This is a genomic window from Stenotrophomonas sp. YJH_SMC_12-1 (assembly GCF_059370935.1).
In genome coordinates this window covers 366766-389546 of the sequence record NZ_JCAFUD010000003.1, presented here as the reverse complement: position 1 = coordinate 389546, position 22781 = coordinate 366766, and the positions used below count along the sequence as shown (strand labels likewise).

General features: G+C 67.7%; 17 protein-coding genes. 8 read left to right on the top strand and 9 right to left on the bottom strand.

All coding sequences use genetic code 11. The features are described from left to right. Positions 1-3 precede the first annotated feature (3 nt). The 3 genes from AC5P8Y_RS07865 to AC5P8Y_RS07855 form a co-directional block, all read right to left on the bottom strand. Complete coding sequence (locus AC5P8Y_RS07865) at positions 4-2247, bottom strand: TonB-dependent hemoglobin/transferrin/lactoferrin family receptor (RefSeq protein ID WP_425529102.1); 2244 nt, start codon at positions 2245-2247, stop codon at positions 4-6. 157 nt (positions 2248-2404) lie between these two features. Next, on the bottom strand, positions 2405-2599 hold the full coding sequence (gene hemP, locus AC5P8Y_RS07860; RefSeq protein ID WP_005412278.1) for a hemin uptake protein HemP: 195 nt from the start codon (positions 2597-2599) through the stop codon (positions 2405-2407). Positions 2600-2903: 304 nt separating this feature from the next. Continuing rightward, positions 2904-3875, bottom strand: a complete 972-nt coding sequence (locus AC5P8Y_RS07855; RefSeq protein WP_111108803.1) for an aldo/keto reductase — start codon at positions 3873-3875, stop codon at positions 2904-2906. A gap of 193 nt (positions 3876-4068) precedes the next feature. Here AC5P8Y_RS07855 and AC5P8Y_RS07850 point away from each other — a divergent pair, with 193 nt between their 5' ends. Both AC5P8Y_RS07850 and AC5P8Y_RS07845 read left to right on the top strand, forming a co-directional pair. Beyond that, complete coding sequence (locus AC5P8Y_RS07850; protein WP_005408115.1) at positions 4069-5367, top strand: NupC/NupG family nucleoside CNT transporter; 1299 nt, start codon at positions 4069-4071, stop codon at positions 5365-5367. Positions 5368-5392: 25 nt separating this feature from the next. After that, complete coding sequence (locus AC5P8Y_RS07845; protein ID WP_005408114.1) at positions 5393-6358, top strand: ribokinase; 966 nt, start codon at positions 5393-5395, stop codon at positions 6356-6358. Between the two features lie 64 nt (positions 6359-6422). Here AC5P8Y_RS07845 and AC5P8Y_RS07840 read toward each other — a convergent pair whose 3' ends face one another. Beyond that, on the bottom strand, positions 6423-7643 hold the full coding sequence (locus AC5P8Y_RS07840) for an MFS transporter (protein ID WP_111108785.1): 1221 nt from the start codon (positions 7641-7643) through the stop codon (positions 6423-6425). A 92-nt stretch (positions 7644-7735) separates the two neighbouring features. On the opposite strand from AC5P8Y_RS07840, the gene AC5P8Y_RS07835 reads away from it, so the two are divergent. The 4 genes from AC5P8Y_RS07835 (at position 7736) to AC5P8Y_RS07820 (ending at position 11222) form a co-directional block, all read left to right on the top strand. After that, complete coding sequence (locus AC5P8Y_RS07835) at positions 7736-8653, top strand: LysR family transcriptional regulator (RefSeq protein WP_005408112.1); 918 nt, start codon at positions 7736-7738, stop codon at positions 8651-8653. Positions 8654-8762: 109 nt separating this feature from the next. After that, complete coding sequence (locus AC5P8Y_RS07830; RefSeq protein WP_005408111.1) at positions 8763-9194, top strand: hypothetical protein; 432 nt, start codon at positions 8763-8765, stop codon at positions 9192-9194. 147 nt (positions 9195-9341) lie between these two features. Beyond that, positions 9342-10337: a tRNA dihydrouridine synthase DusB gene (dusB, locus tag AC5P8Y_RS07825; protein WP_111108804.1), complete on the top strand. Its 996-nt coding sequence runs from the start codon at positions 9342-9344 to the stop codon at positions 10335-10337. A 57-nt stretch (positions 10338-10394) separates the two neighbouring features. After that, positions 10395-11222, top strand: a complete 828-nt coding sequence (locus tag AC5P8Y_RS07820; protein WP_005408109.1) for a class I SAM-dependent methyltransferase — start codon at positions 10395-10397, stop codon at positions 11220-11222. 48 nt (positions 11223-11270) lie between these two features. Here the strand turns inward: AC5P8Y_RS07820 and AC5P8Y_RS07815 are convergent, their stop codons facing one another. The 3 genes from AC5P8Y_RS07815 to olsF all read right to left on the bottom strand — a co-directional run bounded on the left by AC5P8Y_RS07815 (position 11271) and on the right by olsF (position 14980). After that, complete coding sequence (locus AC5P8Y_RS07815) at positions 11271-12329, bottom strand: metal-dependent hydrolase (RefSeq protein WP_049402352.1); 1059 nt, start codon at positions 12327-12329, stop codon at positions 11271-11273. A gap of 138 nt (positions 12330-12467) precedes the next feature. Further along, positions 12468-13268: a UDP-2,3-diacylglucosamine diphosphatase gene (locus AC5P8Y_RS07810; protein WP_033834453.1), complete on the bottom strand. Its 801-nt coding sequence runs from the start codon at positions 13266-13268 to the stop codon at positions 12468-12470. Further along, on the bottom strand, positions 13265-14980 hold the full coding sequence (gene olsF, locus AC5P8Y_RS07805) for a bifunctional ornithine lipid synthase OlsF (RefSeq protein ID WP_033834452.1): 1716 nt from the start codon (positions 14978-14980) through the stop codon (positions 13265-13267). The genes AC5P8Y_RS07810 and olsF overlap by 4 nt, the downstream gene beginning before the upstream one ends. Before the next feature lie 324 nt (positions 14981-15304). Between olsF and metK the strand changes: the two genes are divergently transcribed. After that, the gene (gene metK, locus AC5P8Y_RS07800) at positions 15305-16516 is read left to right on the top strand and encodes a methionine adenosyltransferase (RefSeq protein WP_005408103.1); all 1212 of its coding nucleotides are present in this window, start codon (positions 15305-15307) and stop codon (positions 16514-16516) included. A gap of 147 nt (positions 16517-16663) precedes the next feature. After that, the gene (locus AC5P8Y_RS07795) at positions 16664-17170 is read left to right on the top strand and encodes an acyl-CoA thioesterase (protein WP_005412266.1); all 507 of its coding nucleotides are present in this window, start codon (positions 16664-16666) and stop codon (positions 17168-17170) included. A gap of 87 nt (positions 17171-17257) precedes the next feature. On the opposite strand, the gene ppc is transcribed toward AC5P8Y_RS07795, so the two are convergent. After that, positions 17258-19981, bottom strand: a complete 2724-nt coding sequence (ppc, locus tag AC5P8Y_RS07790) for a phosphoenolpyruvate carboxylase (RefSeq protein ID WP_288417006.1) — start codon at positions 19979-19981, stop codon at positions 17258-17260. Between the two features lie 172 nt (positions 19982-20153). After that, the gene (locus AC5P8Y_RS07785; RefSeq protein WP_495201891.1) at positions 20154-22670 is read right to left on the bottom strand and encodes a S9 family peptidase; all 2517 of its coding nucleotides are present in this window, start codon (positions 22668-22670) and stop codon (positions 20154-20156) included. Between the last annotated feature and the right edge of the window lie 111 nt (positions 22671-22781).

The following is a 22781-nucleotide window of genomic DNA, read 5'->3' as shown; positions in this document are numbered from 1 at the left end:
AGATCACCAGGAAACGGCAAGGCTGGCGGAGAAGGTGCGGCCCGGGCTGCTGAAACGATCGCTCAGTGCGCGATCGGTGATCAGGCTCGGGGTGATCGACGACCATTCGATGTAGCGCTTGTCGGCCAGGTTGAACACGCCGACATTGAAGGTGGCACCCGGCGCGAAGTTCCAGTGCGCCATCAGGTCCAGCACGCCGTAGCCGGCCGGCTGGTAGACGAACGGCGCCGGTGCGTTCGGATTGGTCTGCGCCGCAGGCGGCGGCAGGCGCTTCTTGCGCTGCACGAAGGTACCGGCCAGTTCGACGCCCCAGGTATCGGTGTCGTACATCAGGCCCAGCGTGCCACGCAGCGGATCGACCGAGGCCAGCGGTTCGTCATCGGTCCGGTTGTCACCACGCGACCATGCCAACGCACTGCGCAGCGCCCAGCCCTTCAGTGCCGGGCTGAGTTCGCCGAACTCGATGCCGGCCTTCATTTCCGCGCCATAGATGCGCGCGTCGGCGATGTTCTGCGACTGGAACACGGTCAAACCCTGTGCGTTGCGACCGGTATCGACGTTGGACTGGATGAAATCCTTGTAGTCGTTGTAGTAGCCGCTGACGCTGACGTACGCCGCCGGCGCGATGAAGCGCAGGCCCAGTTCGTAACCGTCGCTGGTTTCCGGCTTCAGATCCGGGTTGGCGATGGCGGTATAGCGGAAGGCGACGTTGGTCAGGCCGATGTTGACGTCGTTGTACGGCGGCGAACGGAAGCCACGCGCATAACCGGCGAACAGCGACCATTCGTCGGTGAAGCGCCAGACCATGCCCAGCTTCGGCGACACGCTGGTCTTCTTCAGCTGCGCCACGGCCGTGGTCGGGTTGTCTTCGGCGAAGATGCTGTCCACTTCCGGCTTCAGCTCGTAGCGGTCCACGCGCACGCCCGGCACCAGCGACAGCCGGCCATCGGCAAAGCGCATCTCATCCTGTGCATACAGGCCCAGCTCGGTGGTCTTGCTGATCGGGAAGTCACGCACCGGGAAGGTGTCCGGCAGCACCGTGTTGCTGACCACGCCAGCCTTGCTGACCTGATAGCCGTCGCGCTTCTGGCGGATCTCGGTACGGGTGCCTTCGAAACCGTAGGTCAATGCGTGCTCGACGCTGCCGGTGGTGAACGCCTTGTTGAACTGCGCCTGCAGGCCATAGGCATGCTGGTCGAAGGAGAACACGCGGTGGCGGCGGGTGCCGTCGGTGCGGGTCTCGTCGGTCTGCTGCCGGGTTTCGCTGTTCTGCGCGTACACCTGCCAATGCAGGCTGTCGGCGAACGGCTGGTCCAGCGCATCCATCTCGTGGGCGAAGGACACGCGGTTGCGCTTCTGGGTGTCGTGGGACTTCATGCCAGTGGCCGCAGCCATCGCGCCGGGGCGCGGTGCAACGCTGGCGATCGCCGACAGCACATTGGTATCGGTGGTGTCTTCGTTGCCTTCCACGGTCAAGCGGAAGCGCTGGTCCTCGCCGGGTGCATAGACCAGTTTGCTGAGCAGGCTGCGGCCGTCGCGATCCTGCGGATTGGACGCGGTGCGGGTGTCGTTGTCGCTGCGCACCGTGCCCTTGTTGTCCGTTTCCTGGCCCTGGTGATGGTTGACGTTGACCAGGCCGCTCCAGTGGTCGCCACCGAAGGCGGCGGTGGTAGCGCCGAGCAGGCCCTTCCACTCACCGTCGTAGCCGAACTTCAGGCCGAAGTAGCTGTTCTTGCCGTCCTTGAGAAAGTCGGCCGGGTCTTTGGTCACGAACGCGACCACGCCACCGAGTGCGTCGGAGCCGTACAGCGAGCTGGCCGGTCCACGCACGATCTCGACGCGCTTGAGCGTATCGAGGTCGGTGAAGTTGCGGTTGGAACTGGCGAACGAACCAATGTCGAACCGGGTCGGCATGACGATGCCGTCGGTCTGGATGCGCACGCGGTTGCCGTCCAGGCCACGGATGCGGAAACCATCCAGGCCGAAGCGGGTCGCGCTGCGGGTGACCGACAGGCCCGGCTCGTAGCGCACCAGATCCTTGATGTCCTGCACCAGGTGCCGGTCCATCTGCTCACGGTCGATGACATCCACCGTGGCCGCCACGTCGCTCACCGCCCGCTCGGTGCGGGTGGCGGTGACCTGCACCCGATCGAATTCGCGCGCATCGGGGGCAGCAGTGGCAGCAGCGTGGGCGGACAGCGGCAGCGCCATCCAGACAGCAAGGCAAAGGGCGGTATGGCGGGTCATCGGGTTCGCTCGGTCAGGCAGGGGAACCCCCGGTTACCGGCACACCCGGAGGGTGCACGCGGTAGACCGAGGGGGAGAGAGCGGGAGCGGACGGGTCGCCCACCCTGTCGGCGCTGCCGGCAGGAGGGAGGGAGGGAGGCGGGCGACCAGACCGCGATTACTTGGTCAGGATCAGCTTGTCGTTGCTGGTGTGCCGCAGGCGATAGAAGCGGTCGCCGTGCTGGATCAGGATTTCACGACGGCCCTTGAGCAGGGCTTCGCTGTCGATGACCTCTTCCGGCGGAACGACGCGGACCGGTCGATCGCGGAGGGTCAGCGTTTCGGGGCGCAGCAGTACAGGTTGAGCATTCATGAGCATCTGGACTCGTGCGAGGGACGAGTTAAATGATAATGATTCTCAGTTGACAATCAACAACCATTCTCAATTTCATTGATGGGATTAATGATCGAGTTCCGTAATTCGATAGATCGCATCAATTAAATGGCGACGTAGGTGTGTAGAGTCGACTGTTGGTCGACTGCTGTTGCTCGAAGCAGTCGGTTATTCGAAGCAGTCGACTGACAGGCGACTCTACCGTTCCCGTTCGCGTTCCCGTCCCGTTCCCTCGGCCGAACCGGCCCGAGCGAGGCCCCTGAGGCCCGGTCGGCCCCGGGGTTCAGGCGAAGACGGCTTCGACCTGCGCCCAGCCGGCCGCGTCGACCTGCTCCAGCACGTCCAGGGCCTGCAGGTTCTGCAGCAGCTGGCTGACCCGGCTGGCGCCGAGGATCACGCTGGAAACGTTCGGGTTGCGCAGGCACCAGGCGATGGCCAGCGTGGCCGGGGCGTGGCCCAGCGCGCGTGCCACCTCGCTGAAGCGCCGCACCTGGCCCAGGCGGGCCCCGGCGTCGGCCCCCAGCACCAGGTTCTGCAACCACTCCATGCCTTCCCGCCCCAGCCGTGCATCGGCCGGAATGCCCTGGTCGTACTTGCCGGTGAGCAGGCCCGAGGCCAGCGGCGAGAAGATGGTGGTACCCAGGCCGGCACCGGCATACAGCGGCGCGTACTCGACCTCGACCCGCTCGCGGTGCAGCAGGTTGTACTGCGGCTGCTCCATCGACGGGCCCTGCAGGTTGCGCGCCTCGGCGATGTCCAGCGCCTGCTGGATCTGCACCGCCGACCACTCCGAGGTGCCCCAGTAGAGGATCTTGCCCTGCCGCACCAGGGTGTCCATCGCATGCACGGTCTCGGCGATCGGCGCGTCCGGATCCGGGCGGTGGCAGTAGTAAAGGTCCAGGTAGTCCACCCGCAGGCGCTTGAGTGCAGCGTGGCAGGCGTCGGTCACGTGCTTGCGCGACAGCCCGCGCTGGGTCGGCCGCGGGTCCTTGGCGCTGCCGAAAAACACCTTGCTGGACACGCAGAAACCGTCGCGCGGCAGGCGCAGGTCGGCGATCACGTCACCCATGACCTGTTCGGCACGGCCGTTGGCATAGCCCTCGGCGTTGTCGAAGAAGTTGACACCATGATCCCAGGCGGCGGCCACCAGGTTGCGGGCCTCATCACGCGGGATCTGGTCACCGAAGGTCACCCAGGCGCCGAAGGAAAGGGCGGAAATCGGCAGGCCGGTGGAGCCCAGGCGACGGTATTGCATGCGAATCTCCTGCTGCGGGCCCGCATCCGGGCCGGGATCGACCCCCATTCTACCTGCCGCCGCCAGCCGCAAGCCCTTGCCGTTGCTGGCCTGATCGGTACCGTTGGCCGCGCGCACGCTGCTTTTTCTTGCCCCGGCCCCTGCCCTGCACTAGGCTTCCCGTTTTTCGCGACGCCCCAGGGGAGTCACTCACATGGTCGAAGGTTTGGGCAGGATCGGCTTCGGCCTGTTCGGGTTGGCGGTGCTGATCGGCATCACCTGGTTGTTTTCCAATAACAAGCGCGCGGTTGACTGGAAGCTGGTTGCCACCGGTATCACCCTGCAGATCGCCTTCGCGGCGTTGGTGATCCTGGTGCCGGGCGGGCGCGACGTGTTCGACGCGCTGGGCCACGGCTTCGTCAAGGTGCTGAGCTTCGTCAACGAGGGTTCCGGTTTCATCTTCGGCTCGTTGATGGACACCAAGAATTACGGCTTCATCTTCGCCTTCCAGGTGCTGCCGACCATCATCTTCTTCTCGGCGCTGATGGGGGTGATGTACCACCTGAACATCATGCAGGCGATCGTGCGCGTGATGGCGTGGGCGATCACCAAGGTCATGCGTGTGTCCGGTGCGGAAACCACCAGCGTTTGCGCCAGCGTCTTCATCGGCCAGACCGAGGCGCCGCTGACCGTGCGCCCGTACATCGCCAGGATGACCCAGTCCGAGCTGCTGACCATGATGATCGGCGGCATGGCACACATCGCCGGCGGCGTGCTGGCGGCCTACGTGGGCATGCTTGGCGGCGGCGACCCAGCGCAGCAGGCCTTCTACGCCAAGCATCTGCTGGCGGCCAGCATCATGGCCGCGCCGGCCACCTTGGTCGTGGCCAAGCTGCTGATCCCGGAAACCGGCACCCCGCTCACCCGCGGCACGGTGAAGATGGAAGTCGAAAAGACCTCCAGCAACATCATCGACGCGGCTGCGGCCGGCGCCGGCGACGGCCTGAAGCTGGCGCTGAACATCGGCGCGATGCTGCTGGCCTTCATCGCCCTGATCGCGCTGCTGAACGCCCCGCTGACCTGGATCGGTGAAGTGACCGGCCTGGCTGCGCAGATCGGCAAGCCGACCAACCTCTCGACCATCTTCGGCTACCTGCTGGCCCCGATCGCCTGGGTGATCGGTACGCCGTGGGCCGATGCCACCACCGTCGGTTCGCTGATCGGCCAGAAGGTCGTGATCAACGAGTTCGTGGCCTACACCGAGCTGTCGCAGATCGTGAACGGCCAGGTGGCTGGCGTCAGCCTGTCCAGCGAAGGTCGCCTGATCGCGACCTACGCGCTGTGCGGCTTCGCCAACTTCAGCTCGATCGCGATCCAGATCGGCGGCATCGGTGGCCTGGCCCCGGAACGTCGCCACGACCTGGCCAAGTTCGGCCTGCGCGCGGTGCTGGGCGGTACCATTGCCACCTTCATGACGGCGACCATCGCCGGCGTGCTGACGCACTTCAGTTGAACCCTTGGTTGAGAAAAGATTCCCTATGAGCAGCAGTGTCGTTGTCGTCGGTTCCTTCAATGTCGATCACGTGTGGCGGTGCGAGTCGCTGCCGGCACCGGGCGCGACCATTGCCGGCCGCTACAGCACCGGCCCCGGTGGCAAGGGCTTCAACCAGGCTGTGGCGGCCTGCCGCGCCGGTGCCGAGACGCACTTCGTGTGCGCGCTGGGCGACGACGCCGGTGGCGCCACCGCGCGCGAACTGGCGGCGCAGGATGGTTTCGGCCTCATCGCCGAAGCCAGCAGCGAACCGACCGGCACCGCCGGCATCTACGTCGATGCCCGTGGCCGCAACACGATCGTGATCGGCCCGGGTGCCAACGCTGCGCTGAGCACCGACTTCCTGCAACAGCAGCAGGCCCTGCTGACCGGCGCCAGGGTGGTTCTGGTGCAGCTGGAATCGCCGGTGCAGACCATCGAAGCGGCACTGGCCACGGCCCGCGAGGCCGGCGTCACCACCGTGCTCAACACCGCACCGGCCGATGCCCCCTCCACCATCGGCCTGCTCAAGCTGGCCGACGTGATCACCCCGAACGAGACCGAGTTCGCCGCCCTGCTCGGCCGTCATGTCGGTGAGCGCGTGGATGCCAACGACGTCGCCGCGCTGGATGGCGCCAGCTTGCACGCGCTGTGCCGCAAGCTGGTCGGCAACGGCACGGTGGTGGTGACCCTGGGTTCGGTGGGCGTGTTCGTGTCGCATGCCGACGAGAACCTGCGCGGCGATACCCAGCCGTACTACCGCGTGGGTGCCGAACAGGTGCAGGCCATCGACACCACCGGCGCCGGCGACGCCTTCAACGGTGCGCTGGCCGCGTCGCTGGCGCAGGTGGCCGACGCCCCGTTCGCCCGCCACGTGCGCTTCGCCAACCAGTTCGCCGGTCGCTCGACCGAGAAGGAAGGCGCTGCAGCGGCGATGCCGCGCTTCACCCCGGCCGACGCCGAAGCAAAGTAGATCCGCGCCACGCGTGGATGAAGAAGCCCGGGTGTGCAGACACTCGGGCTTTTCTGTTTGCCTTTCAATGAGGCAGATCCACGCCATGCGTGGTTGAACGGGACCGGGCAAGCCGCCGCAGCAGCAGGCCCGCGACGATTGCCAGCAGCGCCACGGCAGCAGCCACCACGCCCAGCGAGGCAAGCCCGAAGCGTTCGATGGCGCCACCTCCCAGCAGCGCGCCCAGGCCGATTCCGGCGTTGGCCGCGGACACATTCAAGGTTCCCGCCAGCGCCTGCGCCTGCGGCGCCGCACGCATCACCCGCACCTGGCACAGCGGGAACAATGCGGTATGCGCCACACCCCACAGGGCCAGTGCGATCAGCACGAACGTGCCGTGGCCGGCCAGGCCGACACTGGCCAGCATGCCCAGCGCCAGCACCGCGCAGAACACCAGGGTCGCGCCCAGCGGCGCACGATCGACCCAGCGCCCACCCAGTGCATTGCCGATCAACCCGACAGCCCCGAAGCCCATCAGCCACCAGCCCGCCTGTGCCGCCGGTACCTGCATCAGCCGCTCCAGCACATCGGCCAGGTAGGTATAGGCAGCAAACATCGCGGTGAACACCAGCACCGACAGCAGCACATCGCCCAGCAACTGCGGCTGGCGCAGTACTCGTGCCTGTTCGCCCAGCGCGCGCCGCGGTCCGGCCACGGTGTCCGGCATCCACAACGCCAGCGCGCCCGCCATCAACAGCGACAGGGCCGCCAACAGCCAGAAGCTGCCGCGCCAACCGAGGGCATCGGCCGCCAACGTACCCAGTGGGATACCGAACAGCATTGCGGCGGTGATACCCAGGTAGACCCGCGCGACCGCACGACCGCCCTGCCCTGCAGGGGCCAGCTGCGCAGCAGTCTCACTGGCGGTGCCCCAGAACACCGGCAGGGCCAGTGCCGGCAGCACCCGCGCCAGCGCCAGCAGCCACGGCTGCGTGGCCATCGCGGACAGCGCGTTGGAACCCGCGAACAACAGCAGGATGGCCACGAACAGGCGGCGCCGGCCCACGTGTGACAGCAGCGCGGTCAAGGGTGGCCCGGCCAGCATCACGGTGAACGCGAACAAGGTAACCAGCTGCCCGGCGCGGGCGATGCCCAGGCCAAGGTCGCGCGCCAGCGCGGGCAACAGGCCGACGATCAGGAACTCGGTGGTGACGATGACGAAGGCGGACACCGCCAGCAGGACAACCGAAGGGCGTGCGCGGGCGTTTGCGTGGACAGCGGCCGCGGCGGAATCGAGGGAGGACATGGGCGGGCATCAGAACAGGGGCCGCCAGCCTATTTCCTCCCCGTATTCCGATTGCTGCTATGTTTTCCATCGATTCCGGACAGAAATTCCCCATGCTTCCCACCGAGCGCCTGCGCGGCATCGAGGCCTTCGTCGCCACCGCCGATGCCGGCAGCTTCACTGCCGCCGCCGAACGCCTGCACCTGACCAGTTCGGCGGTGGGCAAGACCATCGCACGGCTGGAGGCACGCCTGGGCGCGCGTTTGTTCGAACGCAGCACGCGCCGCCTTCGCCTGACCGAGGCCGGTGAGGGCTTCTACCGCACCTGCGTGCGGGTGCTGGGCGAGCTGGCCGATGCCGAGTCGGTGCTGGTCTCGCACGCAGACGCGCCCGTGGGCCGCCTGCGGGTGGATGCGCCGGCCACCTTCGGGCGCCTCAAAGTCTGGCCGTTGCTGCTGCAGCTGGCCGCCGAGTTTCCACAGTTGCATCCGCAGGTGACCTTCAGCGACCGCTTCAGCGACCTCGCCGAGGACGGCGTCGACCTCGCCGTACGCATCGGCGGTCCCGAGCCGCTGCCCGCCACGCTGGGCAGCCGCCTGCTCGGTTACGAATGCCTGCGCTTCTGCGCCTCCCCGGCCTATCTGCTTCGGCATGGCCAGCCCCGCTCGGCCGCCGAGCTGGCCGGGCATGACGGTGTGCTGTTCGGACGCGCGGACGGCAGCATCGGGCCGTGGCAGGTGGCCGATGGCAGGCAGCGCAGTACACCGCTGCAGGCCCGCGCGCGCCTGGTGGTTGGCAGCGCCGAGGCCCAGGTGGCGGCGGTCGAGGCCGGCTTCGGCATCGCGCAGCTGGCCACCTGGCTGGTCGATGACGCGCTGGCGCGCGGCAGCCTGGTCTCGATCCTGCCATCGCTGGACTGCCGCGGCCTGCCGCTGCGCCTGCTGTGGCCGCAGGGCCGGCAACGGCTGCCACGCGTGGACGTGGCCCTGGACCGTCTCGGCGCCGGGTTGCAGATCGATCCGCCGCGCTGAGCGAAGCGCCATCGGCGGCGGTCGCATCGAACAGCTGCGACTGCCGGTCGCATTGCCCGCATCCCGCCCCTCACCCACCATCCGCGCAGCGTTTCAGCGTGGGCAGGACATGGACGGATTCCCCTGGTTGCTGGTTGCCGCCGCCGGTAGTGCCATCGCAGCCTTGCTGCATATCGGCTGCATTGCCTTCGGCGCCGCGTGGTACAGGTACTTCGGTGCTGGCCAGCGCATGGTCCGGCTGGCACAGGCCGGGCATTGGTGGCCGCCGCTGATGACCGCCGGCATCACTGCCGTGCTGGTGGCCTGGACGCTGTACGCACTGGCAGCCGCGGGCTGGCATTCGCCGCTGCCGGCCAGCCGTCTGGTCCTGTCGGGCATCGCCCTGCTGTTGCTGCTGCGCGCGGCGATGGGCTTCGGGCTGGCCCTGCTCCGGCCCGGCTACAACGGCCGGCGCTTCTGGGTGGTCAGTTCAGTGGTCTGCCTCAGCCTGGGGCTGGCCTTCGCGCTGGGTACCGGCCAGGCCTGGCAGAGCCTGGGGTAGCCGCCCACCATCGCCCGCCCGTGGGGGCGGCGGAAGCAACCGTCAAGCATCTGCTGATGCCGGTACGGCATGAGGTCGGTGCCGATCGGCCTGAACCGGACCGCGCCCGACGCGGCCGTACCGCCGCGCGCGCCCTACAATGAGCGCATGCAGATCGGCCCGTACACCATTGCCCCCAACGTCGTGCTGGCGCCCATGGCCGGCGTCACCGACAAGCCCTTCCGCCTGCTGTGCAAACGGCTGGGCGCGGGTCTGGCCGCCTCGGAAATGACCATCAGTGATCCGCGCTTCTGGAACACGCGCAAGTCGATCCACCGCATGGACCATGACGGCGAACCGGCCCCGATCAGCGTGCAGATCGCCGGCACCGAGCCGCAGCAGCTGGCCGAGGCCGCGCGCTACAACGTCGACCACGGCGCGCAGATCATCGACATCAACATGGGCTGCCCGGCCAAGAAGGTGTGCAACGCCTGGGCCGGTTCGGCACTGATGCGCGACGAGCAACTGGTGGCGCGCATCCTCAAGGCCGTGGTCAACGCAGTGGACGTGCCGGTCACGCTGAAGATCCGCACCGGTTGGGACTGCGACCATCGCAATGGCCCGCTGATCGCACGCATCGCCGAGGACAGCGGTATCGCGGCACTGGCGGTGCACGGCCGTACCCGCGACCAGCACTACACCGGCCAGGCGGAGTACGCCACGATCGGCGAGATCAAGGCCGCGCTGCGCATTCCGGTGATCGCCAACGGCGATATCGATTCGCCGCAGAAGGCCGCCTACGTCCTGAAGGAAACCGGCGTGGATGCGGTGATGATCGGTCGCTCGGCGCAGGGCCGGCCGTGGATCTTCCGCGAAGTGGCGCACTACCTGGCCACCGGCGAGGAACTGCCACCGCCATCACTGGCGGAAGTGCGCGACATCCTGCTTGGCCACCTGCACGCGCTGCATGCGTTCTATGGCGAGCCGCAGGGCGTGCGCATCGCGCGCAAGCACCTGGGCTGGTATGCCAAGGACCGGCCGGAGAATGCCGCTTTCCGCGCGGTGGTCAACCGTGCCGAGGATCCGGCCAGCCAGATCGCATTGACCACCGAATACTTCGACCGCCTGATCGCCGGGGAACCGGCGCTGCCTTCGGCGGCCTGAGCCACCAGCCCCGCGTCTGCGAACAGTCGAGCCAGCTCGACGCTACAAGAGCCCACCATGACCCCGCCGATTTCCTCCCCGACCTATCTGCACGGGTTTTCCGGCACCGAGCAGCAGCGCCTGATGACCCAGGCCCGGCTGCTGGAGTCAAGCATCTTCGGCCAGATCGACTACAGCGGCGCACGTCGCCTGCTGGAAGTCGGCAGCGGCGTGGGCGCACAGACCGAGATCCTGCTGCGCCGCTTCCCCGAGCTGCACGTGACCGGCGTGGACCTGAGCGAAACGCAGCTGGCCACCGCGCGCGAGAACCTGGCGCGCACGCCGTGGTGCAGCGACCGCTACACCCTGCAGCAGGCCGATGCCGGTGAGCTGCCGTTCGAGGCACGCAGCTTCGACGCGGCGTTCCTGTGCTGGGTGCTGGAGCACGTGCCGTCACCCGCACGTGTGCTGAGCGAAGTGCGCCGGGTGCTGGCACCGGGTTCGCCGGTGTACATCACCGAAGTGATGAATGCCTCGTTCCTGCTCGATCCGTATTCGCCGCACATCTGGCGCTACTGGATGGCCTTCAACGATTTCCAGTACGACCACGGGGGCGACCCGTTCGTCGGCGCCAAGCTGGGCAACCTGCTGCTGGCCGGCGGCTTCCGCGACGTGCACACCGAGATCAAGACCATCCACCTGGACAACCGCGAGCCGGCGCGTCGCAAGACGATGATCGCGTTCTGGGAACAGCTGCTGCTGTCGGCCGCCGACCAGCTGCTGCAGGCCGGCTCGGTGGACGAGGAAACCGTGGAAGGCATGCGCCGCGAGTTCCGCCTGGTGCAGAACGACCCGAACGCGGTGTTCTTCTACTCGTTCGTGCAGGGCCGCGCGACGGTGTATTGAGCCAACGCAGCACTGCCGATGGTCCCGCCATCCACGCATGGCGTGGATCTACGGGTGTGCCGCACCAGTCCCGGAGGCTGCAGGCTCGTGCCAGATCCGCTGCCATATCGCCGCCAGCCGGCGCCCGGCATCCGCGCGCGCGGCCGGGCTGCTGTAATCCGTCCGCACCTGCTCGGGTGTGATCGGTCGCCACTGCCCGTCGACCTGCTCGGCCACGGCGAAGTTGAAGGTGTAGTCAGGCTCCAGCCCCATGCGCAGGTCACTCAGGACCAGCCGCCCATCCACCACCTGTGCACGCATGAAGCCACGGTTGAACCACGTCAGCTGCTGCACTGCCGGGATGCTCCCTGCTTCGCGCAACGCCTGCACCTTGGACGCATGGCCTTCGAACTGCATCGGTCCATGGTCGGCCACCAGCGAGCGGTCGCCCACCACGTAGCCGTTCGGCGTCATCGCCACCACGCGCCACAGCAGGGTGTTGAACGGCATCGGCACCGAGAAGCGCGGTGCATCGCCCAGACCCATCGCCGCCAGGCTCTGCTGGGCAGCACGGTCGACCTGGGCCTTTGCGATCAGGCCCCAGCCCAGGTAGGCGCTGCTGACCAGCAACGCCACGCCCAGCACCTTGCCAGCCCAGGGGCGGGCGCGGCCAAACCAGGCCAGCACGCAACCCAGCAGCAGCCACACCGTGTAGCCAAGATCGATGATGAAGACACTGGAACCCATGGTCGGGTGTGGGCGCAGCGGCCACCACAACTGGGTGCCGTAGACGGTGAACGCATCCAGCACGGGATGGGTGACCAGCGCCAGCTGGATCGCCCAGAACCAGCGCACCGGTGACTGCGCGACGCGGCCGTTGCCGAAGCGCCTGAACAACCACCAGATCAGTGCCGCCACCCAGGGCAGCACCAGCAGCGAATGGCTGAAGCTGCGGTGCTCGATCATGTTCGCCACCGGGTCGGCGGCGGTGAAGCCCAACCACAGGGCATCGAGGTCCGGCAGGGTGCCGAGCGCGGCACCGGCCAGCAGGGCCGCGCGGCGATGGCCGGGCGGAGCGATGGCAGCAGCGACGGCGCCGCCGAGCACGATCTGGGTCAGGGAATCCATGGGCCGATGCTAGCGGCTTGCGGGCGCGCCGTCTCACTCCCGGACACCGCGTCTGTAGAGTCGACTGCTGGTCGACTGCTCTCCCATCAGGCTGCGGAAACCACGCGCTACACGCGACAGTCGACTCTACGGAACGGGTTACGCCGCCTGCGACAACCGCGCGCCCGGCAGTTTCACCAGGGTCTGGCCGTTGTGATCGAGCAGGCGCAGCGCGCCATCGTGGTCTTCGGCCAGCGCGGTCAGGCTCTCCACCCAGTCGCCGTCGTTGGCGTAGACCAGGCCATCGCGTTCGATCAACGCAGCGCGATGGATGTGACCACAGACGATGCCATCCAGTCCGCGCCGGCGCACGTCATCCAGCCCGGCCTGCACAAAACGCTCGATGTAGCGTTCGGCGGCACCACTGCGCTTCTTCAGGAATTCCGACAGCGACCAGTAGCGCATGCCCAGCCGGCGCCGCACTGCATTCAAGGCCTGGTTGCCGGTCAGGATGCGGTAGTACAGCCAGTCGCCGAATCTCTCCTGCAGGCCACCGAAGTGGGTCACGCCGTCGTACTCGTCGCCGTGCGCGACCAGCAGGCGACGGCCATCGGCGGTCACGTGGATGGCGCGGCGGCGCACCTGCATCGCTGGCAGCATCAGCCCGCACACCTGGCGCAGCGAGGCATCGTGGTTGCCGGGAATGTAGATGATCTCGGTGCCGGCACGGCGCAGCGCGTGCAGGGCCTGGATGACCTCGCTGTGCGACTGCCGCCAGTTGGCACGGCGATGGGCCATCCACCACAGGTCGATGATGTCGCCGACCAGGTACAGACGCTCACAGCGCAGCTGCGAGAGAAAACGTGCCAGTTCGGTGGCATGGCAATGACGTGAACCCAGGTGCACGTCGGAGACGAACACTGCGCGCCGGTGCGGCGACAGGTTCGCCAGCACGCTCATGCCGGCGTCCCCGCATCGCGCAGGTAGCGTTTGCGCTTGTTCGGCCGGATCGCGCACAGGTCCACTTCGATCAGGCCGTCGATCGAATCGCTGAAGTCCGGGTCCACACCGAAGGCGAGGAAGCGCGCGCCACCGGGTTCGCACAGATCGGTGTACTGGCGATACAGCGTCGGCACGCCGGTGCCGAGTGCGGCCAGGTTGGCCTTGAGCACGTCGAACGCGGCGCCTGCATCCAGCTCACCGAAACTCGGCGGTGCGGCGAAGTACTGGAACGGCCGGTTCGATTCGGCCAGGCCAGCGGTACCGCTGTAATAGCGCTGGTAGTACGCCACCAGCTGCTCGCGCGCATCGCGTGGCAGCGCCGCGCTGATCGACACGGCGCCGAACAGGTAGCGGATGCCCGGCCTGCATTGCAGGTAGGCACCGATGCCCTGCCACAGGTAGTCCAGGCTGCGGCTGCCCCAGTAGTCGGGCACCACGAAGCTGCGGCCCAGTTCCAGGCCTTCGGCGATGTGGGTGATGGCATCGTCGGAATAGCGGAACAGCGACGCGCTGTAGAGCCCGGACAGTCCGTGCCGGGCCAGCGCATGGGCGCCGCGCATGATCCGGTACGCGCCGGCGATGCGCTGCGCGGCCGCGTCCCAGATCACGATGTGCTCGTACTGCGGGTCGTAATCGTCCAGGTCGCGGCTGCGCCCAGTGCCCTCGCCCACCTGGCGGAAGGTCAGTTCGCGCAGGCGGCCCAGCTCCAGTAGTAGCGGCGAATCGGCAGTACAAGTGGCCAGCAGAATCTGCTTGCCGTCGGCGGTCTGGCCCAGCTGGGTGGCTGCGGCAATCCCAGCGGCGACCTGCGAGGGTGGCACCGGGGCCGCCAGCGGCTCGGGGCCTGCGAAGGCAGCGGCATTGCCGGCCGCGCCATTGCGGCCCAGCGCATACAGCGCGCGGCGTACCGACAGCAGCTGCGCGCCCGGGTCACCGCCCTTGCCCAGCTGCATCGGCTCACCGATGCTCAGGCGCAGCGGGCGGCCGCGGCGGGTGAACATCTCGCGCGCCAGCAGCGCGGTGCCGGCCGGCTTGAACAGGGTCGAGGCGCCGTAGAACAGCGCCGAATTGCGCGCTTCCACCCGTACCGGCAGCACCGGCGCCCCGGCGGCACGGGCAAAGCGGACGAACCCGCGCTGCCAGCGACCATCGCGGATGCCTCGCAGCGAGAGGCGCGAGACCTCGCCGGCCGGGAACACGATCACGCACTGCTCGGCGGCCAGCGCCTCCTCCACAGCGTGCAGGCTGCCACGCTGGGCCTTGCCACCGAGGATGCGCACCGGCAACAGCAGGTCCTGCAGTGGCGCGATCGCCCCCAGCAGGTCGTTGGCCACGATCCGCACATCGCGGCGGATGCGGCCGACCGCGTCCAGCAGGGCCAGCGCGTCCAGTGCGCCGGACGGGTGGTTGGCGACGATCAGCAAGCGACCGGTGGCCGGGATCTTCGCCAACGCGGCCGGATCCACCTGGTACTGGCCATCGATGAACTCCAGCCCGGCGGCGACGAAGCCGAATCCGCGCAATCCTGCACTGCGCTGCAGGAACGCTTCGATCTGGTCCAACCGCGACCAGCGCCCGACGCTGCGAAGCAATGGCCGCGCCAGTTGGCCACGGCGGCCATGGAACCAATCGGGAAAGCGTTGCTGGAGACGCTGTTCAAGTTCCTGCATGGCGGATCCACTCATGCCCGGCGGCCGGATTGGCCGACAGCCTGCGCCCGGCAGGCGGCAGCCAGATGGCGGTTTCGGGGCAGAACGATGACGGTCGCCCCCGGCCGGAGGGGCCGCAACCGCCCCACCTCGCCACCCGGCCCGCTGTCACGCTGGTGGAACACTGGGCCTCGAAGCCGGGGCCCAATCCCGTCAGGACGGCCCTCGCCGGGCCTACGCGGGCTTAACCACCGGCAACCGGTACAGGTTCACAATGCACAGGCGGCGCACCCCGTGTATCATGCGCGCCCATCTTTCCATCCGAATCAAGGGATATTACGCCTGATGTCCAGCTATCTCTTCACCTCCGAGTCGGTCTCCGAAGGCCATCCGGACAAGGTTGCCGACCAGATCTCCGATGCGGTGCTGGACGCGATCCTGACCCAGGACCAGCGCGCCCGCGTGGCCTGCGAGACCATGGTCAAGACCGGCGTTGCCATCGTGGCCGGTGAAATCACCACCAGCGCCTGGATCGACCTGGAAGCCCTGACCCGCAAGGTCATCACGGACATCGGCTACGACAGCTCCGACGTCGGCTTCGACGGCGCCACCTGCGGCGTGCTGAACCTGATCGGCAAGCAGTCGCCGCACATCGCCCAGGGCGTGGACCGCAAGAAGCCGGAAGAAATGGGCGCGGGCGACCAGGGCCTGATGTTCGGCTACGCCACCAACGAGACCGACAGCTACATGCCGGCCGCGATCCACCTGTCGCACCGCCTGGTCGAGCAGCAGGCCAAGATCCGCAAGAAGAAGAACTCGCCGCTGTCGTGGCTGCGTCCGGACGCCAAGAGCCAGGTCACCCTGCGCTATGAGAACGGCGTGGTCTCGGCCATCGACGCCGTGGTGCTGTCGACCCAGCATGCCCCGGGCATCAAGCAGAAGGACCTCATCGAGGCCGTCCGCGAAGAGATCATCAAGCCGGTGCTGCCGGCCAAGTGGCTGCACAAGGGCACCAAGTTCCACATCAACCCGACCGGCAAGTTCGAGATCGGCGGCCCGGTGGGCGACTGCGGCCTGACCGGCCGCAAGATCATCGTCGACACCTACGGCGGCTGGGCCCGTCACGGTGGTGGCGCCTTCTCCGGCAAGGACCCGTCCAAGGTCGATCGTTCGGCGGCCTACGCGGCCCGCTACGTCGCCAAGAACGTGGTTGCCGCCGGCCTGGCCGACCGTTGCGAAGTGCAGGTCTCCTACGCCATCGGCGTGGCCGAGCCGACCTCGATCTCGGTCACCACCTTCGGCACCGGCAAGATCAGCGACGACAAGATCGAGAAGCTGATCCGCAAGCACTTCGACCTGCGCCCGTACGGCATCATCAAGATGCTGGACCTGATCCACCCGATGTACCAGCAGACCGCGGCCTACGGCCACTTCGGCCGCAAGCCGAAGGAGTTCAGCTACCTCAACGGCGAAGGCGAGACCGTCAACGCCACGGCCTTCTCCTGGGAGAAGACCGACCGCGCCGCCGCCCTGCGCGCCGATGCGAAGCTGAAGTAAAGCCGGCGGGTAGAGCCGACTGTTAGTCGGCTGACGTTGAGGAAGGGCCGCGCAAGCGGCCCTTCTGCTTTCTGGTAGAGCCGGCCGCTGGCCGGCTTTTTCATGGCCTCCGGAAACAATCGCGCGGTTGCCGATACAATCCGCCGCATGTCGACCGAACTGAAAACCCACCAGCTGTCCATGACCGTGCTGATGTCGCCGGAAATGGCCAATTTCTCCGGCAAGGTCCACGGTGGTGCGATCCTGCGCCTGCTCGACCAGGTCGCCTACGCCTGCGCCAGCCGTTACGCCGGCAGCTACGTAGTCACCCTGTCGGTGGACCAGGTGATGTTCCGCCAGCCCATCGCGGTGGGCGAGCTGGTCACCTTCCTGGCATCGGTGAACTACACGGGCACCTCGTCGATGGAGATCGGCATCAAGGTGGTGGCCGAGGACATCCTCAAGCGTAGCGTGCGCCACGCCAACAGCTGCTTCTTCACCATGGTGGCGGTGGATGAGGAAGGCCGGCCGACGCCGGTGCCACCCTTGCAGCCGGTCACCTCGGACGAAAAGCGCCGCCAGGCGGCCGCGCTGATCCGCCGCCAGCTGCGCCAGGAAATGGAACAGCGCCATCTGGAACTGCTGGCGTCGAACCCGCCGTCGCCGGAGGAATGAGGTAGTGCCGGCCGCTGGCCGGCAACCTCGTGCGTGCCGCCAGACATCATGAGGTTGCCGGCCAGCGGCCGGCACTACCGCGACACCTCACCCGGTGTTCTGCACGCCCTGCGAAACACCGTTCACGCAGGCCACCAGCGCGCGCAGCAGATCGTCATCCTCGCGTCCGCTGGCCCGCCAGCGCTGCAGCAGGTCCACCTGCAGCACGCTGATCGGATCGACATAGGGATTGCGCAGGCGGATCGACAGCGCCAGTCGCGCATCGTGGTCCAGCAGCGTCTGCTGGTCCATCAATGCCAGCAGCCAGTGCCGGGTGAGTTCCAGTTCGCGCTGCACCTGCGGGAAGAAGCGGTCGTGCAGGCCGCCCGACAACAGCGAGAACTGCTCGGCGATGGTGATATCGCCCTTGGACAGCACCATCGCGATGTCATCCAGGAAGGTGCGGAAGAACGGCCAGTCACGCGCCATTTCGCGCAGGGTCTTTTCGTGGCCTGCATCCACCGCCGCCTGCAGGCCGCTGCCTACGCCGTACCAGCCGGGAATGACGGCACGCGCCTGGCTCCAGGCGAACACCCAGGGAATCGCACGCAGGTTGCCCAGTGCTGCGTCCTGGCCGAGCCGGCGCGACGGACGCGAGCCCAGGGTCATCCGTTCGATCACATCGATCGGCGTGGCGGTACGGAAGTAATCCATGAAGCCGGCCTGGCCAACGAACCCGCGATACACCTCGCTGCTGGCCGCAGCCACCGCATCCATCACCGGTCGCCACTCATCCTCGCGCGGCTCGGCGGCACGCGGGCGCAGGCTGGCGCGCAGCACCGCACCGGTGGCCTGTTCCAGCGAACGCAGGGCCAGCGCGCGGATGCCGTACTTGCGATGGATCACCTCGCCCTGCTCGGTCACTCGCAGGCGGCCATCGATGCTGCCGCGTGGTGAAGCATCCACCGCGTGCGTGGTCTTGCCACCGCCACGGCTGATCGAGCCGCCACGGCCATGGAAGAAGGTCAGCCGGATGCCCGCCTCGGCCGCCACCTCCAGCAGTTCCACCTGCGCGCGCTGCAGGCCCCAGCGCGAGGCGGCGATGCCACCGTCCTTGCTGCTGTCCGAGTAGCCCAGCATCACCATCTGAACATCATCGCGTGCACGCAGGTGCGCGCGGTACACCGGATCCTCCAGCAGGTCGCGCAGCGTGGCGGTGCCGCGCTTGAGATCGTCCACGGTTTCAAACAGCGGCGCGATGTCCAGCGGCACGCCGCCATCGGCATCGACCAGGCCACCACGCCGCGCCAGCGCCAGCACGGCCAGCACGTCGCTGCGGTCGTGCGCCATCGAGATGATGTAGCTGCCCAGCGCATCGCTGCCATGCCGCGCACGCGCATCGGCCAGCGCGGCGAACACCGCATCCAGCCGCTGGTTGCCCTCGTCGTCGCCGTTGGGCAATGCCGTTTCACCGCTGGCATGCGGGCTCAGCAGCCGCGCTCGGCCCGCCACATCCAGCGCCTGCCAGGCCTCTTCGCCACCCAGCACGGCGGCCAGCGCGCGCGCATGCACGCTCGACTCCTGGCGCACATCCAGCCGCGCCAGATGGAAGCCGAAGGTCTTCACCCGCCACAGCAGACGCTGCACGGCAAAACCACCAGCGTGCTCGCCACGGTTCGCAAGCAGGCTGTCGAGGATCAGCTGCAGGTCGTCGATCAGTTCGGCGGGGCCGGCGTAGGCGCCCTCGCCATTGTCCAGCGTCGCCTGCAGGCGCGCGCGCATGCGGTCATTGAGCAGGCGGTACGGCATGTCGGCATGGCGCGGGCGCGACTGCACCTGCGGCAGCAGCTGCTGGTACTGCGCCACGCGCGCCTGCAGCGCATCGCTCACCCCTACCCGCTCGGTGGACTGGCTGAGCAGGCTGGCCAGCTGCAGCAGTTCCTTCTGGTAGCGCCCGAGCACCGCCTGCCGCTGCGCATCCAGCGTATTGCGGATGGTGTGGGCATCCACGTTCGGATTACCGTCCATGTCGCCGCCCACCCACGTACCAAAGCGCAGCAGCCGCGGCAGCGGCAGCGGCAGCGGCAATTCTTCGCCATAGGTATCGCGCAGCGCCTGCTGCAGCGATTCGTACAGCACCGGGATCACCCGGTACAGCACCTGCACCAGATAGAAGCCCACATGCTCGCGCTCGTCATCGACGGTCGGCCGCACCGGTGAGGAATCGGTGGTCTGCCACGACGCGGTGAGCGCCATGCGGAAGCGCGCGGCATCGGCGGCAGCCTCACCCGGCGTGCGCTGGCCGTCGAGGTTGTCGACCAGGCTGGCCACCATCAGCTGCTCCTTCTCCAGCAGCGCGCGGCGCACGGCTTCGGTCGGATGCGCGGTGAACACCGGTTCGATGTCGATGCGCGGCAGCCACTGCGCCAGTTCGTCCAGGCCCACGCCCTGCGCCCTCAAGTGCTGCAGTGCATCCTGCAGGCCATCCGGCTGCGCACCCGCGGTACCGGCGCGCTGGTAGTCACGGCGGCGGCGGATGCGATGCACGCGCTCGGCGATGTTGACCACCTGGAAGTAGGTGCTGAAGGCCCGCACCATGGTCTCGGCCTGCTGCGGCGTGCGCCCGGCCAGGCCATCGGCCAGCTCCGACAGCGGCGCCTGGTTTTCGCGACGGGCGATGGCGCGGGTACGCACGTCCTCGACGTCATCAAGAAACGCGGCCGACACCTGTTCGACCAGCAGGTCGCCGACCAGTGCGCCAAGCCGGCGCACATCATCGCGAAGCGGAAGATCGGGAGAAGCAAACTCGATGCTGCTGCGGTACTCGTTCATCGGCGACGCACAGGCCTCGGTCAACGGATCCAGGCCCCAAGCCTATCCCAGATCGGGCGTCGTGCTGCGATGCAAAATTGGTTTCATCTGGTAGTGCCGGCCGCTGGCCGGCAACCTCAGGTTGCATGTCTCCATGAGGTTGCCGGCCAGCGGCCGGCACTACCAGGCCCGGTCAGCGCTTCTTCTTCGCCTTGCCCTGCTCGGCCGGGCCGATGGTCTGCTCCAGCCAGCGCTCGCTCTCGGCCAGCATGGTCATGATCGATTCGCGTGCGCGGTAGGCGTGCGATTCGTTCGGCAGCATCACCAGCCGCGCGGTGCCACCCAGGCCCTTCACCGCAGCAAACATGCGCTCGCTCTGGATCGGGAAGGTGCCGGAGTTGTTGTCGTCCACGCCGTGGATGAAGAGGATCGGATCCTTGATCCTGTCGGCGTAGTTGAACGGCGCCATCTTCTGGTAGACGTCCTGCGCCTGCCAGTAGTTGCGCTCCTCGGCCTGGAAGCCGAACGGCGTGAGCGTACGGTTGTAGGCGCCGCTGCGCGCGATACCCGCCTTGAACAGGCGCGTATGCGCCAGCAGGTTGGCGGTCATGAACGCACCGTAGGAATGGCCGCCGATGGCGATGTGATCGCGATCGGTCACGCCACGGCGCACCACTTCATCCACGGCTGCCTGCGCGTTGGCCACCAGCTGTTCGATGTAGGTGTCGTTCGGCTCCTTGTCGCCCTCACCGATGATCGGCATCGACGGGCTGGCCAGCACCACATAGCCCTTGGCCAGGAACGCCTGCGGGCCCCAGTAGCTGACCGCGTTGAAGCGGTACGGCGAATCGGTCACCTGGCTGGCTGCGGCTGCGCTCTTGAACTCACCCGGGTAGGCCCACATCAGCAGCGGGCGCGGGCCGTCGCGCTTCGGGTCATAGCCCGGCGGCAGCAGCAGGGTCGCGGTCAGGTCGACGCCGTCCTTGCGTTTGTAGCGGATCTGCTCCTTCTGCACGCCCTTCAGCTGCGGCAGCGGATGGGCGAAGTGGGTCAGCGCACGCGGCGCAGCACCGGCATCGGCCAGCGACTGCACGTAGAAGTTGGCCGGCTCGTCCGGGCTCTCGCGGCTCAGCAGCAGCGAGCTGCCCTGGTTGTCCAGCAATGCCACCGGCAGCGAATAGCTCGGCGCCTGCGAGTGGAACAGGCGGGTTGCCTTGCCCGTGGCGATGTCGAAGCGGTCCACGAACGGACGATCGCCTTCCGGCGATGCACCGGCACCGGCCAGATACAGGCTGTTGCCATCGGCGCTGGTCTGCAGCAGCGAGCGCCCGCGGTCGTCGCTGGACAACAGCGGTCGGCCCGGATCGGAATAGCGGTCCTGCGCATCGCGGTCCCACAGCAGGCGCGGCTCGGCACCGGCGTTGTCCGGGGCGATCAACCAGGTCTTGGTCCTGCGGGTCTTCCACCACGATTCGGTCAGCAGGGCCAGGTCACCGCGTCCCCAGCTGATGCCGGCCAGGCGGCTGCCAAGCTGGGCCAGGGTGACCGGCGGTTTGTCGAACGGCGCGGCCTGCATCAGCACCGCATCGCGCACCTTGGCGTCCCTGTTCGGGTCGCCGCCGTCCTGCGCTTCGGCCCAGACCAGGGTAGCGTCGGCATCACCACGCCAGCGGATGTCGCGCACGCCGGTCACTTCGGCGTCGTTGCCGGTCGGCAGACCTTCCACCAGCGGACGCACGGCCACCGTGTGCACCAGCTTGCCGCTGGCACGGTCGATCACTTCAATGCGGCGCGGGAAGCTGTCCACCGGCACCACGTATGAATACGGGCGCTGCACCGGCTGGCGCAGCACGAAGCGGCCATCGGGCGATACCGAGAAGCCCATGAAGATGCCGGCCGCGCCGATCGCGCGGGTACTGCCATCCAGGCTGACTTCCATCGGCTGGGTGGTCGCGTAATAATCGAACTGGCGCGCGTCGGCCTCGTTCTTCAGCAGGTCCTGGTAGGTACGGATCGACACCACGCCGCCGCCCTGGCTGGTCTGCTGCACGGCCGGGCCGGTCGGAATGCCATCGGCAGCCGGGGCCGCACCGAGGTTGGCCGGGCGGGTGAACACCACCAGGCCGCGGCTGTCCGGCAACCACTGGTAGCCGCTGCCGATCACCGTGTTCAGGCCGGCAACCAGGCGGCGGGCGCTGCCGCCGGCCACGTCCACCAGCCACAGTTCATTGGCGCCACTGGCAGCGTCGACCTGGTTGAAGGCAAGCCACTTCTGGTCCGGCGACCACATCACACTGGCGATCGACAGCTTGGCCGGCAGGCCGCTGATCTGCCGCTCCTTGCCGTCGGCCACGTTCATCAGCCACAGCTTCTCGCCGAAGCTGAAGCGGCTGTCGGAGAATGTGCGCGGGTTGATGCGCAGGCCAGCCAGCTTCAGTTCCGGCTGCGCCACCACCTGGATCGAAGGCAGCGACGGCATCTGCATCATCGCGGCCACGTCGCGTCGCGGCGACAGGTACAACGAGGGTGCACGCGGCGCGTCCACCACCGCCTGCAGCGCGGCCGACGGCAGTTCGTAGCCGTTGACGCCCTGGGCCTGTGTGGCCACCGGCTGCGGCGCTGCGGCCCAGGCCAGCGGGGCGACCGCCAGCAGTCCCATCGACAGGACCAGGCCGGTCCAGCGCCGTGTACGGCGCGCGTGCATGCTCATCGTTCCACCTGTGTGATGCGTGAAAACACCGACCTTAACAGGCCGTGCACGCGGCCCCATCTGCCGATGGTTGGGTCATCCGGATGTCACGCCGGGGCCGCGATATAATGG

Bases quoted from the DNA above. Each gene is read 5' to 3' on its own strand.
- AC5P8Y_RS07785 (WP_495201891.1), bottom strand. From the start codon at position 22,670: ATGAGCATGCACGCGCGCCGTACACGGCGCTGGACCGGCCTGGTCCTG.
- AC5P8Y_RS07815 (WP_049402352.1), bottom strand. From the start codon at position 12,329: ATGGATTCCCTGACCCAGATCGTGCTCGGCGGCGCCGTCGCTGCTGCC.
- hemP (WP_005412278.1), bottom strand. From the start codon at position 2,599: ATGAATGCTCAACCTGTACTGCTGCGCCCCGAAACGCTGACCCTCCGC.
- AC5P8Y_RS07810 (WP_033834453.1), bottom strand. From the start codon at position 13,268: ATGAGCGTGCTGGCGAACCTGTCGCCGCACCGGCGCGCAGTGTTCGTC.
- AC5P8Y_RS07855 (WP_111108803.1), bottom strand. From the start codon at position 3,875: ATGCAATACCGTCGCCTGGGCTCCACCGGCCTGCCGATTTCCGCCCTT.
- AC5P8Y_RS07840 (WP_111108785.1), bottom strand. From the start codon at position 7,643: ATGTCCTCCCTCGATTCCGCCGCGGCCGCTGTCCACGCAAACGCCCGC.
- dusB (WP_111108804.1), top strand. From the start codon at position 9,342: ATGCAGATCGGCCCGTACACCATTGCCCCCAACGTCGTGCTGGCGCCC.
- ppc (WP_288417006.1), bottom strand. From the start codon at position 19,981: ATGAACGAGTACCGCAGCAGCATCGAGTTTGCTTCTCCCGATCTTCCG.
- AC5P8Y_RS07795 (WP_005412266.1), top strand. From the start codon at position 16,664: ATGTCGACCGAACTGAAAACCCACCAGCTGTCCATGACCGTGCTGATG.
- AC5P8Y_RS07865 (WP_425529102.1), bottom strand. From the start codon at position 2,247: ATGACCCGCCATACCGCCCTTTGCCTTGCTGTCTGGATGGCGCTGCCG.
- AC5P8Y_RS07830 (WP_005408111.1), top strand. From the start codon at position 8,763: ATGGACGGATTCCCCTGGTTGCTGGTTGCCGCCGCCGGTAGTGCCATC.
- metK (WP_005408103.1), top strand. From the start codon at position 15,305: ATGTCCAGCTATCTCTTCACCTCCGAGTCGGTCTCCGAAGGCCATCCG.
- AC5P8Y_RS07820 (WP_005408109.1), top strand. From the start codon at position 10,395: ATGACCCCGCCGATTTCCTCCCCGACCTATCTGCACGGGTTTTCCGGC.
- olsF (WP_033834452.1), bottom strand. From the start codon at position 14,980: ATGCAGGAACTTGAACAGCGTCTCCAGCAACGCTTTCCCGATTGGTTC.
- AC5P8Y_RS07835 (WP_005408112.1), top strand. From the start codon at position 7,736: ATGCTTCCCACCGAGCGCCTGCGCGGCATCGAGGCCTTCGTCGCCACC.
- AC5P8Y_RS07845 (WP_005408114.1), top strand. From the start codon at position 5,393: ATGAGCAGCAGTGTCGTTGTCGTCGGTTCCTTCAATGTCGATCACGTG.
- AC5P8Y_RS07850 (WP_005408115.1), top strand. From the start codon at position 4,069: ATGGTCGAAGGTTTGGGCAGGATCGGCTTCGGCCTGTTCGGGTTGGCG.